A 13884-nucleotide genomic window follows, 5' to 3' on the forward strand; every position below is an offset into this window, starting at 1 on the left:
GCCTGACATCTTCTCAACCGCGTCAGGCTGAAGCTGAACCTCCAACCTCAGCGTCCAACCGGCTTCGCAGACTTACTCTAAAGTGGCAACGGCCTCGCTCTCCCGCAAAGCTCTCCCTCGTCGTTTCCGTCGTAACCCCTGCCCAGATCGACCCACCCACCTGGCATTTACGATGAAACCCCAATCCTCCCTCCTTCGTGAGTCCCGACTTGTCACATGCTGGGCCATCGCGGTTGCCGTCGCCTTGACGGCAGCGGCCCCAGCCGACGACGAGGCCCTGATCTTCACGCCGCCAGGCTTTGATCGCCCTGGCTTGCCTGCGACCGCACCCGAAAACTCGAGTGCTCGCCTCGAAGTCGTGGTTCTGGACAAGGTCGAGGGGCGCCCCACTCCTTGCCGGATCAACGTCGTCGGAGCCGACGGCAACTACTATCAGCCGGCTGCTGGTCCGCTCACGCCTTATAGCTTCACGGGAGAGTGGCCGAAAGCAGGCAAAGGGAATCGGCAGGGAAAAGCGCCGATCCGTTATCTCGGGCGCTTCTTCTACAGCCAGGGGAAGGCGGAAATCGATGTTCCTCCAGGCGCGGTCCGGGTGGAAGTCTGGAAGGGATTCGAGTATCGACCCCAGACGTTGAGCACACGAGTCGAGGCGGGGGAGCGGCGGCAGGTCGCGATCACCCTGGAGCGGTCGGTCGACATGGCTGCGAAGGGATATGATTCAGGCGATACGCATCTGCACTTCAAGCGAGAAAACGACGCCGACGATCAGGTGATCTTCGACCTGCTGGAGGCCGAGGATCTCCGTTATGGGAGCCCGCTCGGATACAACGAGCCGGCCGGCCCCTACGTCGGCGTCCGCGAGCGGCTTGACTATCCCCAACTCCTCGGCCTCGGCTCAAAGTCCGAGCGGCGGCGGGGCCACTACCGGATCGTTTCGGGCCAGGAGTATCGTAGTTCGACCTATGGTCACATGAACCTGTTCCTTCGGGATGATCTGGTCCTCGAGGGACAGAGCCTGAATGCCGACAACTGGCCTCTCTACGGCCTGGTCGCGCGTGAAACGAAGCAGCGCGGTGGTTTTGCGATCATGGCCCACGGCGGCTACGCCCAGTCGATTTACGCCGATTACGTCCAGGGGAACCTTGACGGCGTCGAACTTCTCCAGTTCGGCGTCTACCGTGGAATCGGGATCGACGACTGGTATCGGATCCTCAACATCGGCTACCGCTTCCCTTGCGTGGGGGCGAGTGACTTTCCTGCCTGCCGCAAGCTGGGAGACAGTATCACTTACGTGGCCCGGAAAACGGCCGATGCCCCTGACTTCGCTGGCTGGCTTCGCAGTTCTACCGAGGGGCATAGCTTCGTCACGACCGGCCCGCTCCTCCTCCTCGAAGTGGACGGACAGCGGCCGGGGGCCCTCATCCCGCAGGAGGGGACCGCGGCTCGGAAGGTCCGGGCGCAGGTCAAGGTGCTTTCAACGGTCGCCCCCGTGACGAACCTACAGTTGATCGTCAACGGCCAAGTGATCGAAGATCTCAAAATCCCAGCAAGTGAAGGGCAGGGGAACTGGATCGAGCTGAACCGGGAAGTGTCCCTCGAGAAGTCTTCCTGGATCGCCGCCCGAGCGTTCGGGACCGCGCCCACCGGTTCGCCCGATGCCGAGTCGCATACCAATCCTGTTTATGTCTATCTTGACGGCAAGGCCCCCTTCAATCGGGCTGACCTCGATACCTTGGTCGGAAAGCTCGATGGCCAGATGGAGAAGCACCGAGCGCGTGACTTTGCCGAAAAGGTAAAGGTTCTCGACTACTTCCAGAAGTCGCGTGACATCCTGCTGAAGATCCGCGAGCAGGGTGGCCTTGATGCCGAGGGAGTACCACCCGCCTGGATTGACGCGGGGACCTCGGTGCGGATCGATCCCAGCGCTCGAACCCACAGCAAGGAAGAGTTGGGTGAATTCCTGAAGCCGCTCCCGCCGAAGACACCCGTTGAAGCACTCGACTCGTTCGAGACCATCGATGGGTTCCGCATGGAATTGGTTGCGGCGGAACCGCTGATTCACAGTCCGGTCGCGGGTGCGTTCGACGAGAACGGCAACCTTTACGTCGCCGAGATGATCGATTATCCGTTCAAGCCCAGACCGGATCAAAAACCACTCGGCACGATCCGACTCCTTCGTGACGTCGATGGTGACGGCCAATTCGATGAGAGTCACGTCTTCGCCGACGGCCTGCTCTGGGCGGCGGGAGTGGCTCCCTGGAAGGGGGGAGTGTTCGTGACCTCGCCGCCGGATATCTGGTACATGAAGGACACCGACGGCGACCACCGCGCCGACGTGCGCCGAAAGGTTTATACCGGATTTGGCACCGGCAATGAACAAGGAATGCTCAACAACTTGACATTCGGGCTCGACCACAAAGTTTACGGTTCAACTTCGGTGAACGGAGGGAGCGTCCAGTCGGCAACGGACCCGAAAGGGCCTGTGATTTCGCTCGCCGGCAAGGACTTTCGGTTTGACCCGACGAACGAGGCCCTCGAAGCAATCACCGGTACGGTTCAGTTCGGCAACACGTTTGACGACGATGGGAATCGTTTTCTCTGCAGCGAGTCGCGGCCCTTGATGCACGCGGTCGTCCCTCTCGACGCCCTGGCACGGAACCCGTTCCTTCCTGTGGCCTCGGCGCTCGAGAACGTGGGCGGGGGAAACGTGCCCATTTTTCGGATCAGTCCGCTGGAAGGCTGGAGACAGATTCGTTCGAGCCGTCGCATTGCCCACGGCGAGCGCTCGGCGGATGCCGCAGGGGCCAGCCACCACGTCGTCGATGCCGCCTCGGGTGTCACGGTTTACCGAGGCGCGGCCTACCCGGAAACCTACTACGGCGACGTCTTCGTCAGTGATGCTCAGAACAACCTGATCCATCGGATGCGTCTCAAACCGAATGGGCCGACGTTTACAGCGAGTCGCGTCGATGAGAAGACCGAATTCGTCAGGTCGTCGGACAACTGGTTCCGGCCGGTGAATTTGCTCAATGCCCCTGACGGCACGTTGCACGTCCTGGATATGAGCCGTGAGATCATCGAGGCAATCCACATCCCCCTGGACGTGATGGCCCACCTCGACCTGCGCCGCGGACGCGATCAAGGGCGGATCTACCGGATTGCCCCCAAGGGTTTCCGGCCCCCCCCGGTGCCTCGCCTCGGTTCCGCAACGACGGAAGATCTCGTCGCGGTCCTTGAGAATCCGAACAGTTGGTGGCGCGAGACGGCCCATCGGTTGATCTTCGAGCGGCAGGACCGCACGGTTGAGAAACCCTTGCGTCGGCTCTTGGCCGCGAGCAATCGCCCGGTCTCTCGGATCCATGCGCTCTGGTCGCTTCATGGGTTGCAGACGCTGACCGAGGCCGACTTGCTCACCGCGATCGCGGATCCTTCACCTCGGGTGGTGGAGCACGCGATTCGTCTGGCAGAGGCCTATCTTGATCGTTCGCCCAAGGTCTTCGCGGCCGTCTCTGAACATGCGAACGACCCCGACGTCCGCGTCCGGTTCACGGTTGCGCTCCACCTGGGCGCATCGAAGCAGCCGCTCACATCCATTCCCCTTGCCGCAATCGCCCGCCGCGATTCCGCCAACTCCTGGATGAGGCTGGCGGTCCTGAGTTCCTCGTCGGCCGTGGCCCACTCGCTTCTCGCCGATCTGGTGAACGATCGTGGCTTCGCCGCGAATCCAACCGGCCAGGCCTTTCTGGTGCAGCTCGCCGGAATCATCGGCGCACGGCGTGAACCGAATGAGATTCAACGCACGCTGGAAACCATCGCCACACAGGCGGACGATCCCATCGCAACATCACTTTCGAGAGCCCTCTTTCTGGCGTTTGGCACCAGCCTGAGACAGGCGGGGGGACACCTGAGCATCGCTGAGCCCCCTTCGACCAAGGTGGATCGATACGTCGCCGGCCTTTTCGATCGAGCGATTGAGGAGGCGGGGAACGACGCCCTCGCGGTCAATCTGCGGCTCAAGGCGATTGAGATCCTGGCTTGTGGCCCCTTTCTCCGGGTCCGCGACCCCTTGTTGCGCCTGATTGATCCGCATCAGCCCGAGGCGATTCAAACCGCGTCGCTGCGTGCCTTGTCCGGCTATGATGAGCCGCAAATCGCTGAACTCATCCTCGCCGTTAATCGACAACTCGTCCCCTCGGTTCGCGCCGAGGCGGTTGCGACGCTCCTGGCCCGTGAGTCATGGACCTTGGTCTTGCTCAAGGGAATCGCTTCAGGGGCCATCGATCCCGGCCAGATCGACCTGGCACGACGTCCGCTCCTCGTCAATCACAGGAACCAGGAACTCGCCGCTCTGGCCCGATCGGCATTTGGCAAGGAACAGGCCGGCCTCTCCGGCGACCTACAAGCCGCCGTCAAGGCGGCGCTGAAGCCGACCGGCGATCGCCAGCGTGGGGCAGACGTTTTTGCCAAGCAGTGCATGACCTGCCACAAGATTGGCGACAAGGGGCATGCCGTGGGCCCGGATCTCACGGCCACCCAGTTCCGTGAGCCTGAATCGTTCCTGACCCACGTTCTCGACCCCAATCAATTCGTTGCCCCTAACTATGTGCAATATGTTCTTGGCGATCTCGGCGGGCGAGTTTTCACCGGCTTGATCGCGTCGGAGACGGCCTCGAGCGTCACGATCCGCCGGGCGGATGGAATCGACGATGTGATCCTCCGGAGTCAGATCGACGAATTGACCAGCACCGGTAAATCACTGATGCCCGAGGGGTTCGCGGCCAAGCTGACCCCGCAAGAATTGGCCGACCTGGCGTCGTTCGTCCTGGCCTCCCCCACCAAAGCCAAGGGGGACGAGAAACTCGATGTGGGCTCATTGCCAGGATTGGTTGAGCCTGAGAAGTGAGAATGTTATCGAATTGCGATTACGTACTCATTTGATGCTCGATTCCGCTGGCGTGCCGCCCGACACAACGGAGTGTCGGGCGTAGGGGAATTTTCCTCCATGCAATCCCTTATGGTTTTGGCCGTGGCACCGCCGTGAGTTTGAGCGTCGGAGGCAGGAGTTGGGGGTGGTGCTTGCCGGCGAAACCGTGGACCAGGTCCATGCGACCGCTCCCCTTCGTTTCGCGGATGATGATGAGCGTAGCCATGCCGTTGGTGTCCTGGTTTAGGAAGTCGGCCAAGGCTTGTCCCGAGATGGAACGGGTGCCGCTGAGCACACCTTGCATGATCTCAAACTGACCGAGCGGGACGACCTTGTCGAGGTCGAGCGCAGCTCCTCCTGGGAGGTTGGCCGGTGCGTTGTCCCAGCGAATGGAATCCTCTCCCCAGCCGTCGAGCGATTCATCGGTCAGGCCGTAGACCCCGAACGTTGCGTCGGGTACTTCGGATGCGAACCCTAACTCACTTGGCGCAAACGTGAGGCTGAGCGTCGCGTCAACAACTTTGAGGCCGGCGATGGGCGCGAGGTCCATTCCGAGATAAGCCTTTCTCGCGTAATCGTCCTGGACTGTGTTCTTGACCAGAAGCAATGCTTCGGGGCCATTCCCCATCGGGATCGGTCGCCGGATGTAGGCGTCCTTCCCTTGCCCGGTCGCTGTGGAGATCTGAAGCAATCGCGTCGCGGCGTCGCTCCATTTCACGTCGCGATCGGCTGAAGGGCGCTCGGCCATCGGGTTGAATTTCGCAAAGGAGTTGGGTGAGAAGCGAAGGTTCTCTCCGGTCCTCATGTGCGCAAGGCGGCCTGACCCGACGTGGTGAACGTCAACGAGTCCCTCAAAGACCTGGACGTCGGCCGACTTGCCTTTGAGCACGTTGACGCCGAAGGCCGTCCCAAGATCCTCGATCAGGGCGGTGGGCGTCTTCACCGTGAAGCCGATCGCGTTCGGGGGCACCTTGGCGACCAGTCGCCCCGCGTGCAGGACGCAGTGTTTCGGCGAGACCAACTCCAAGTCCGCGGGTGCCTCCAGGGTGATTTCCGCCCCGTTGGCAAAGGTGATTTTGGCGAGGCCCTCCGCCAATCGTAACCGACCGGCCGGCAGTTTTGCCCCTGGCACGGTCGGCAGTGAGCCGCCGTCCCACTTGCAGGCTTTTGCCTCGGCGAGAGTGGCCACTGTAAGTGGTGGCCGAACTCGCCAGGGATACCAGCCAATCCCGACCCCTAACAATAAGGCGGCGGCTGCCAGGCCGGCAATCCGTGTTGTTTGCCAGAGGCCCCGGCGTGGAACTTCCTCGCTGATTTTCGAGGTTGAGCTGTTTTCCCCAACAAGTGGCAAGGTCGCGGGCATAAATGCGGGCTCGGCCGCAGCCCAGTGAAGAGAGGCATGTTGGTGGAGGTACTGAACGTAAAACCGGCGCGCGGCGGGATCGCTCAAGACCAGTGATTCGAGCCGAGCCGCAGAGTCGACGGTCAATTGCCCCTCAATGGCTATTTCGCAAAGCTCTTGAAGTTCGTCCCAACGCCCGTTCATATCCGTTGTCCTTGCGAAATGGCATGCGTGACACAATCGTGCAGCGTGTGGCGAATCCGGCTCAGCGAACGATAGACGGCTGCGGCTGTCCGGCCAAGCTCTTGACCGATCACTTCGACACCTTGTTGTTCCCCGTACCTCGTGCGAAGTAATTGACGGTGCTTTTCGGGAAGCTTCTCGATGCATTGGGCCAGCGCCCGCGACCGTTCTTCCAACAGGTCGAACTCGGCCGTCGATTCGGCGGCGACGGCCTCCAAAAAGGCTGGAGTGAATTCAAGCCGGTCGCGCCGCTTCCGCTTTCGCCAGGCCATCGTCTGGTTCAATGCAACCCGGCAAGCCCAGGCGGCAAAGTTGGTGCCCGACTGAAAGTGGTCGAACTCGCGCCAGAGCAAGAGGTTCGTCTCCTGAATGATCTCCTCAGCATCGTTCAAGTTGGGAACCATGCTCATCACAAAGACAAAAATCCGCCGTTGATTTTGGCCAAGCAGGCGGACAAACTCGTCGACCCGCTCTGAGGAAGCCGTGTGCGAATCGTCGCAGGATGCGATCTCATGGGGATTCATCGTGCAACCACTCTCCTGGAACTCAAGGCACAGAGGCAGATGAATTGGACACATCTTCGCTCAGAAGACCACGCCTGGTTTGCCTAACATCATAGTCACTTGTGAGTTAAAAAAACCTGAAATTTATGTGTCCGATTTCTGCCGATTCCGCTCTTACTACTACGAGTTCCCTCTTCGCAATAATCCGCGTCAATAAGAACGCTCGCAAAAGACGACGAGCCTGAGTCGAAGGTTTGCGCTTTTCCCGGGGTTGAGGAGAAGCGAGCCATGGCAGGTCGAGGCAACGAGATCTCTCGGCATAAGCGTTCGTCGTTTTCTATCGTCAAGGGTGCGCGAATTGGTTGCTTGGCGAATTCTCCGACCCCTTGATTTGCGAAGACCGATCGTCGTTTTCAAGTGGTGCCCAACCGCGTTTTTCATCTTTTTTCGTGTCGTATTGATTTTCAGAGAGGATTGAACGTGAATCATCGTTGCTTTCGCCGTGTTGCGGTTTCAACCTTCCTTTTGAATTCTGTCTTTGGCCTCGTTCTGTTGACAAGCGGTTGTGGTGGAGAACAGGGGAGGGGGGAACTCACTCCTCAGGATAAGCAAAACATCGCCGATGAGTTGAAGGCGACTGAACAGGCGAAGCAGGCGAAAGAAACGAGGGTCAAACCAAGTGCCTGATGGTCTGTGTGGACCGCATGTCGTCGACTTTGCGTATCGCCTCGTTCTGAACTTGGCCGTTGCGCCGGAGCGGAGAGGTGCGGCCGTGGGAGGGCCATCGGAGCATCATTACCGAGGCCTGCGTGCCGGAGACTGATTGGCCTCGGAACCTTTGAATCGGCTTATCGCGGTCGATTCAGAGGCCCACCTGAGGTCAGCGAGCCTCAAGCCGCGATCGGTCGCCGTCGCGCCGCGACAGAAATGGAATACCACGCCCTCTCGACGACGCCGACGAGACGGATGAGATCTTTCGTGAGCGATTCCGAAACGGGGGATCGCTTGGGAGTGAAGAGGTTCTGTACCAACTTCTCTTGCCATTTTCCATTCATCCCGCAAAAAAGAGGAGAGTAGACAATGCGACGTCGTGGGTTCACACTGATCGAGCTCTTGGTTGTGATCGCCATTATCGCGGTCTTGATTGCACTTTTGCTGCCAGCGGTGCAGGCTGCACGTGAGGCGGCGAGGCGCTCGCAGTGCGTCAACAATCTCAAGCAGCTCGGTCTCGCGATTCAGAACTACGTTGACTCGAATGAAGCGCTCCCTCCGACCGGCACCAACCAATCGATTTTGCCAAATCCTTACATGAATGACCTTGCCATGAAGCCAAGGCTTCTGCCGTACATGGAACAGCAGACGGTTTTCAATTCGATCAACATGACGTTTTGGTACAATAACGCCCAAAATATTACCGCGACGGTTGCCACCATCTCCTCGTTCATCTGTCCTTCAGATGCGAATAAGATCAACCGGGCCACGGCGGCGAACACCGCCGTGAATTTTGCTGAGAATAGTTATACCAATAATCTCGGGACGCTCCTCAACTTCAACGGGAGTCGGTTCGATGGGCCTGCCTATAGCCTGAGCCCTGGCAATGTGATCAATCAGACGGTTACTCTCGCGTCGATTCGCGACGGAACGTCGAACACCGTGATCTTCAGCGAGACGGTGCGGGGGAAGAATTCCTTGGTTGATGGTGTGAATATGATTTATATCGTTCCAGTCTCATACACCGTCGGTACCTCGCCGCCGGCGCCGACTGTGAGTGTGCTCGCGAGTGTTCAAGCCCTCAGTCAGCAGTGCCAGAACTCCACGACAAAATCCTCAATGACTACCAAGGGTTACTCCTATATGTACCAGTCGTGCGGTGTTGGTGGCGGTTACAGTCACATCAACACGCCGAACAAAAAGTCGTGCTACTTCTCAAACCACGACGGTAACCCTAATGGTGGAATCAAAGAAGTCACACTTGTGACCGCGAGCTCGTACCATTCGGGAGGAGTGAATGCGGGCTTCATTGACGGTTCTGTCCGGTTCATCAAGGACAGCGTCAGTCCACAAACCTGGATCTCGATTGCGACTCGTGACTCGGGTGAAGTGGTCAGTTCGGACAGCTATTGACCGCTTTCCTTGACCAATGAAGTATGTCGGGCCTCCCGGAACCAGACTGTGGTTCCGCGGAGGCCCGACGCATTTTACACCGACTTGACGATCAGCGGAACGTTATGCATGATCGAAGCGGGTCAAGTGTTCAGGTATTGCGTTCGCGGAATTGTCTCATGGTGGTTGATCGAAGGCCGGATCGGGAGAAGTTTCTTTGTCCGATTCTCCGCGCCTTGGCTCTATACTGAGGAAGGGTTGAATCCCATCGGACCTGTGCCGGAAGCCCGCCGAAGAAGGTGCTAAGGTATGCAATCATTGGGTCGATACATCGGAATCATCAGTCTGATCGCGACGCTCATTTCTCCCTCTTGCGCGGAAGCGTTTGCAGACCCCGATGGCGTCACGTTCTTCGAGCAAAAGATCCGACCTGTCCTGGTGAAAGAGTGCTATAGCTGCCACTCGGCCGACGCCAAGGCGCTTAAAGGGGGGCTTCGCGTCGACTCTCGGGCCGGGCTTTTGGCCGGTGGAGACTCAGGGCCGGCGGTGGTTCCGGGGAAGCCTGAGGAGAGTCCCTTGCTGGACGCCCTGCGGCACGACGGGATCGCGATGCCGCCGAAGTCGAAGCTGTCCTCAGCGATTGTGGCTGACTTCGAGCGCTGGATCAAGATCGGGTTGCCCGACCCGCGCCTCGAGAGGAGTAAAGCCAAGGCCAAGGCACTGACTGGGATGACGGTCGAGAAGGGGCGTTCGTTCTGGGCGTATCAGCCTCCGCGCCGGGTTGCTGCTCCCGAAGTCGCCGACCTCGCCTGGCCTCGTGGTGAGCTCGACCGGTTCATCCTGGCCGCGCTCGAGTCAAGCGACATCAAGCCGGTCCGAGACGCCGATCGGGCCACGCTGGCGCGTCGGCTCTATTTTGACCTCATTGGCCTGCCCCCCACGCCGGAAGAAGTTGATGCGTTCGTCAATGAAACGTCTCCGATGGCCTACGAGATGCTCGTGGATCGGCTTCTTTCGTCTCCTCATTTCGGTGAGCGGTGGGGCCGGCATTGGCTCGACGTCGTCCGTTATGCCGAGTCGCTCACGCTTCGCGGCCTGGTCTTCAAGCAGGCCTGGCGGTTTCGCGACTTCGTGATCGATTCGTTCAACAATGACATGCCCTACGACCGCTTCATTCGCGAGCAGGTGGCTGGCGACTTGCTTCCCTCGGCGAATCTTGATGATCGCCGCGAGAAGTTGGTCGCAACCTCGTTCCTCAGCCTCGGCAACACGAACCTCGAAGAGCAGGATAAGCCGCAACTCGTCATGGACGTTGTGGACGAGCAGATCGACACCATCGGTAAGGCGTTTCTCGGCCAGACGATTGGCTGTGCGCGTTGTCACGACCACAAGTTCGACCCGATCCCGACCCGCGACTACTACGCCATGGCCGGCATCTTGCGGAATACGAAGACGCTGGAGCATGCCAACGTCTCGGCATGGCTCGAACGCCCCTTACCGGTCGTTGGCGAACGCGAAAAAATCCTCAAGAATCATGAGCAGCGAGTTGCGTCCCTTGAGGCCCAAATCAAGGCCGCGCGTGGCAAGGTGGGAACGGCCAAGGGGAATGTCCCCAAGCAGGTGTTCGCTGTCAGCGAATTGCCGGGCGTGGTGGTTGACGATGGGCAAGCCAAGAAAGTTGGCGAGTGGAAGGAGTCGCAGCACTCGCAGTTTTATATTGCCAAGGGCTATCTTCACGACATGGATACGGGTAAAGGTGAGAAAACCCTCACCTTTTTGCCCGAGTTGAAGGCTGCGGGGGCTTATGAGGTCTGGCTGGCTTATTCCCCCGGCAAGGGGCGGTCGAAAGCGGTGCCCGTCGCCATTCTGAGTGCCGATGGTGACACGATGGTCCACGTGGACATGTCGGCACCTCCACCGATCGATGGCCGCTACGTGTCGCTTGGACGCTATCAGTTTGAGAGCAACGGCCAGGGCTATGTGATGATCTCCAATGAAGGGACGACCGGCTACGTCACGGCCGATGCCGTTCTCTTTATTCCGCACGAGGCGGGTGATGGGGCTGCACAAGTCGTGGCCGGTAAGGCAAAGCCAGTCGATACGGGGGCACAAGAGAACGCTACGCTTGTCGCGAAGTTGGAGAAGGAACTCAAGCGGCTGAAGGCCGATGGGCCGACGCGGGAACTCTTCATGGGGGTGGAGGAAGTCCCCGAGATCGAGGACATTCGGGTCCATGTCCGGGGGAGCGTCCACACCTTGGGTGAGCCTGCGCCTCGCGGGGTGCTCACCGTGGCGACTTACGGCAAGCCTCCGACGATGCCAAGCCACGAGAGTGGCCGGCGCGAGCTCGCCGACTGGCTGGCCGACGAACGGAACCCGCTCACCGCTCGCGTCTACGTCAACCGTGTTTGGCACTGGCTTTTCGGCACGGGGCTCGTGCGAACGACCGACAACTTTGGCACCACCGGGGAGACACCGTCTCATCCCGAACTGCTCGACCACCTCGCTCTCCAATTCATGGAGGAGGGATGGTCGGTCAAAACGCTCATCCGCCGGATCGTCCTGTCCCGGACCTATCGCCTCTCCTCGGTGGACGACCCCCAGGCTCGAGCCGCCGACCCGGAAAACCGCCTTCTCTGGAAGATGAGCCGTCGCCGGCTCGACGCTGAGTGCATTCAGGACACGATCCTCAGCGTGAGCGGAACGCTTGATCCGCAAATGAAGGGTTTGTCGTTTCGCTCGGATCTCGCCACGGACTATGGGTACACGCATCTGGAAAAACGTCGAAGCGTGTATTCACCCGTGTTTCGGAATGCGCTGCCCGAGCTCTTTGAGGTGTTTGATTTCGCCGACCCGAGTATGGTCGTTGGCCGGCGGAATGTGAGCACGGTTGCTCCTCAGGCCTTGTTCTTGCTGAATCACCCGTTCGTGCTCGAGCAGTCGAAGCAAGCGGCCCATCGACTCTTGGCCCGGCCCGGGCTGGACGATGGTGGTCGGATCGACCGGATCTACCAGCTTGCCCTGGGGCGAAGGCCGGCGGCGTCCGAGCGACGGATCGGCCTTTCCTTCCTTGCTCAGAATACGAGGGAAGGGAAACCGGACGATGAGGGGGCGTGGGCCTTGCTCTTTCAGGCCGTGTTCGCCTCCGTCGACTTTCGTTACGTGAACTAATCAGGACTTGCTCCATCGCCCGTTGGAGGTGGATGACGTGGATATGCCGATCAGCCGTCGTGAGATGTTGCGCAACTCTGCCTGTGGGTTCGGCTACCTGGCCCTGGCAGGGCTCGCCGCGGAGCGTGCCGCCGCTGCGCCGCTCAACCCGCTCGCCCCTCGAATCCCGCACTTCGCGCCACGCGCCAAGCGGATGATCTTCTTGTTCATGCAAGGCGGGGTCAGTCAGGTCGATTCCTTCGACTACAAACCGAGCCTCGAGAAGAACGACGGCAAGAGCTTGGCCTTTGACGACGCCCGTGTTCTGGCCAATACCGGTAAGCGCGGTTCGCAACAGAGTGTCATGAAGCCTTTGTGGAAGTTCGCCCAGCACGGCCAGAGCGGGCGGTGGGCGTCGGAGCTTTTCCCAGAGATCAATGTGCATGTGGATGATCTCTGCTTCATCCACTCGATGCACACCGAGGGGGTGGCGCACGGGCCGGCGACCCTCTTCCTCCACTGCGGCGCCACGAACGTGGTCCGTCCTTCGATGGGGTCCTGGGTGCTCTACGGGCTCGGCTCAGAGAATGAAAACCTTCCTGGATTCGTCTCCATCGGCCCTTCGGCGGGCAATGGCGGAGCCCGGAATTATGGGAATGCGTTTCTCCCCGCGATGTATCAAGGGACCGCGCTCGGCCGCGCGGGGGCTTCGGCCGAGCAGGCCACGATTCGTAATCTCGGGAATGCCGTCCTCTCTCCGGCCGATCAGCGCAGGCAGTTCGGCCTGCTCAGAGAGTTGAATGCCGAGCAGCTTGGCCGGAGCCCGGGGGACTCCGAAGTGGAGGCCATCATTGCCTCCTATGAGCTGGGCTGGCGGATGCAGAACAATGCCCCAGGCGTACTCGACACCAAGGGCGAGTCGCAGGAGACTTTGGATCTCTACGGGATCGGGCAGTCTGCGACCGACAACTTCGGACGGCAGTGCCTGATGGCTCGTCGGCTCTGCGAGTCCGGGGTCCGATTCATTCAGGTGACCTACGGCGACAGCACGGCCAATCCCGCCTGGGACCAGCACTCGAATATGCCTCAGCACGCGGTTCACGCCAAGAACGTCGACCGACCGATCGCCGGGTTACTGGCCGACTTGAAGCGTCGCGGCTTGCTCGATGACACCCTCGTCTGGTGGGGGAGCGAATTTGGCCGGACCCCCTACGCCCAGGGGAAGGGAACGGGCCGGGACCACAATCCCGATGGATTTACCGTCTGGCTGGCGGGGGCCGGGGTCAAGCCGGGCTTCGCCTTCGGTGCCACCGACGAACTCGGACACATGGCCGTGGAGGATCGGGTCCACATGCATGACCTTCACGCCACCATTTTGCACCTGCTCGGCCTCAACCACGAACAATTGACCTACCGATACAGCGGCCGCAACTTCCGCCTCACCGACGTCCACGGTCGGGTCGTGGAAGAGATCCTCGTCTGAGAAAGGGCCGCTTGGGGAGCGACGATGGCTGGCACGCGATCATGAGCAGCGGAATGGATCGGCTGGCGACGGTGAATTAGGAACGGCCGAAGAATCTCGACCCTTGCGTTTTCCATGGAACGATGGGAAAACAAGC

The 13884-nt window shown here is 60.1% G+C and carries 6 protein-coding genes; 4 read left to right on the plus strand and 2 right to left on the minus strand.

Annotation, left to right across the window (positions count from 1 at the left end):
• Window positions 1-172: 172 nt before the first annotated feature.
• Entirely contained in the window at window positions 173-4903 is a 4731-nt protein-coding gene (locus SINAC_RS27990; RefSeq protein WP_015248934.1) for a PVC-type heme-binding CxxCH protein, read from the plus strand.
• Between the two features lie 109 nt (window positions 4904-5012).
• Here SINAC_RS27990 and SINAC_RS27995 read toward each other — a convergent pair whose 3' ends face one another.
• Both SINAC_RS27995 and SINAC_RS28000 read right to left on the minus strand, forming a co-directional pair.
• Window positions 5013-6470 carry a FecR domain-containing protein gene (locus tag SINAC_RS27995; protein ID WP_015248935.1) on the minus strand — a complete coding sequence of 486 codons (1458 nt, stop codon included), beginning with the start codon at window positions 6468-6470 and terminating at the stop codon, window positions 5013-5015.
• A complete protein-coding gene (locus SINAC_RS28000) occupies window positions 6467-7033 on the minus strand; it encodes a sigma-70 family RNA polymerase sigma factor (RefSeq protein ID WP_015248936.1) in 567 nt (188 codons plus the stop codon). Before SINAC_RS28000 ends, SINAC_RS27995 begins: the two co-directional genes overlap by 4 nt.
• Window positions 7034-8092: 1059 nt before the next feature.
• On the opposite strand from SINAC_RS28000, the gene SINAC_RS28005 reads away from it, so the two are divergent.
• The 3 genes from SINAC_RS28005 (at window position 8093) to SINAC_RS28015 (ending at window position 13748) form a co-directional block, all read left to right on the plus strand.
• Complete coding sequence (locus SINAC_RS28005) at window positions 8093-9136, plus strand: DUF1559 domain-containing protein (RefSeq protein ID WP_015248937.1); 1044 nt, start codon at window positions 8093-8095, stop codon at window positions 9134-9136.
• Between the two features lie 288 nt (window positions 9137-9424).
• A complete protein-coding gene (locus SINAC_RS28010) occupies window positions 9425-12286 on the plus strand; it encodes a DUF1553 domain-containing protein (RefSeq protein WP_015248938.1) in 2862 nt (953 codons plus the stop codon).
• A gap of 43 nt (window positions 12287-12329) precedes the next feature.
• Window positions 12330-13748 (plus strand): DUF1501 domain-containing protein, encoded by a 1419-nt coding sequence (locus tag SINAC_RS28015; RefSeq protein ID WP_020467496.1) that lies wholly within the window; start codon window positions 12330-12332, stop codon window positions 13746-13748.
• Window positions 13749-13884: the final 136 nt, after the last annotated feature.

Source organism: Singulisphaera acidiphila DSM 18658 (assembly GCF_000242455.2).
In the GTDB taxonomy this organism is placed as follows: Bacteria; Planctomycetota; Planctomycetia; order Isosphaerales; family Isosphaeraceae; genus Singulisphaera; species Singulisphaera acidiphila.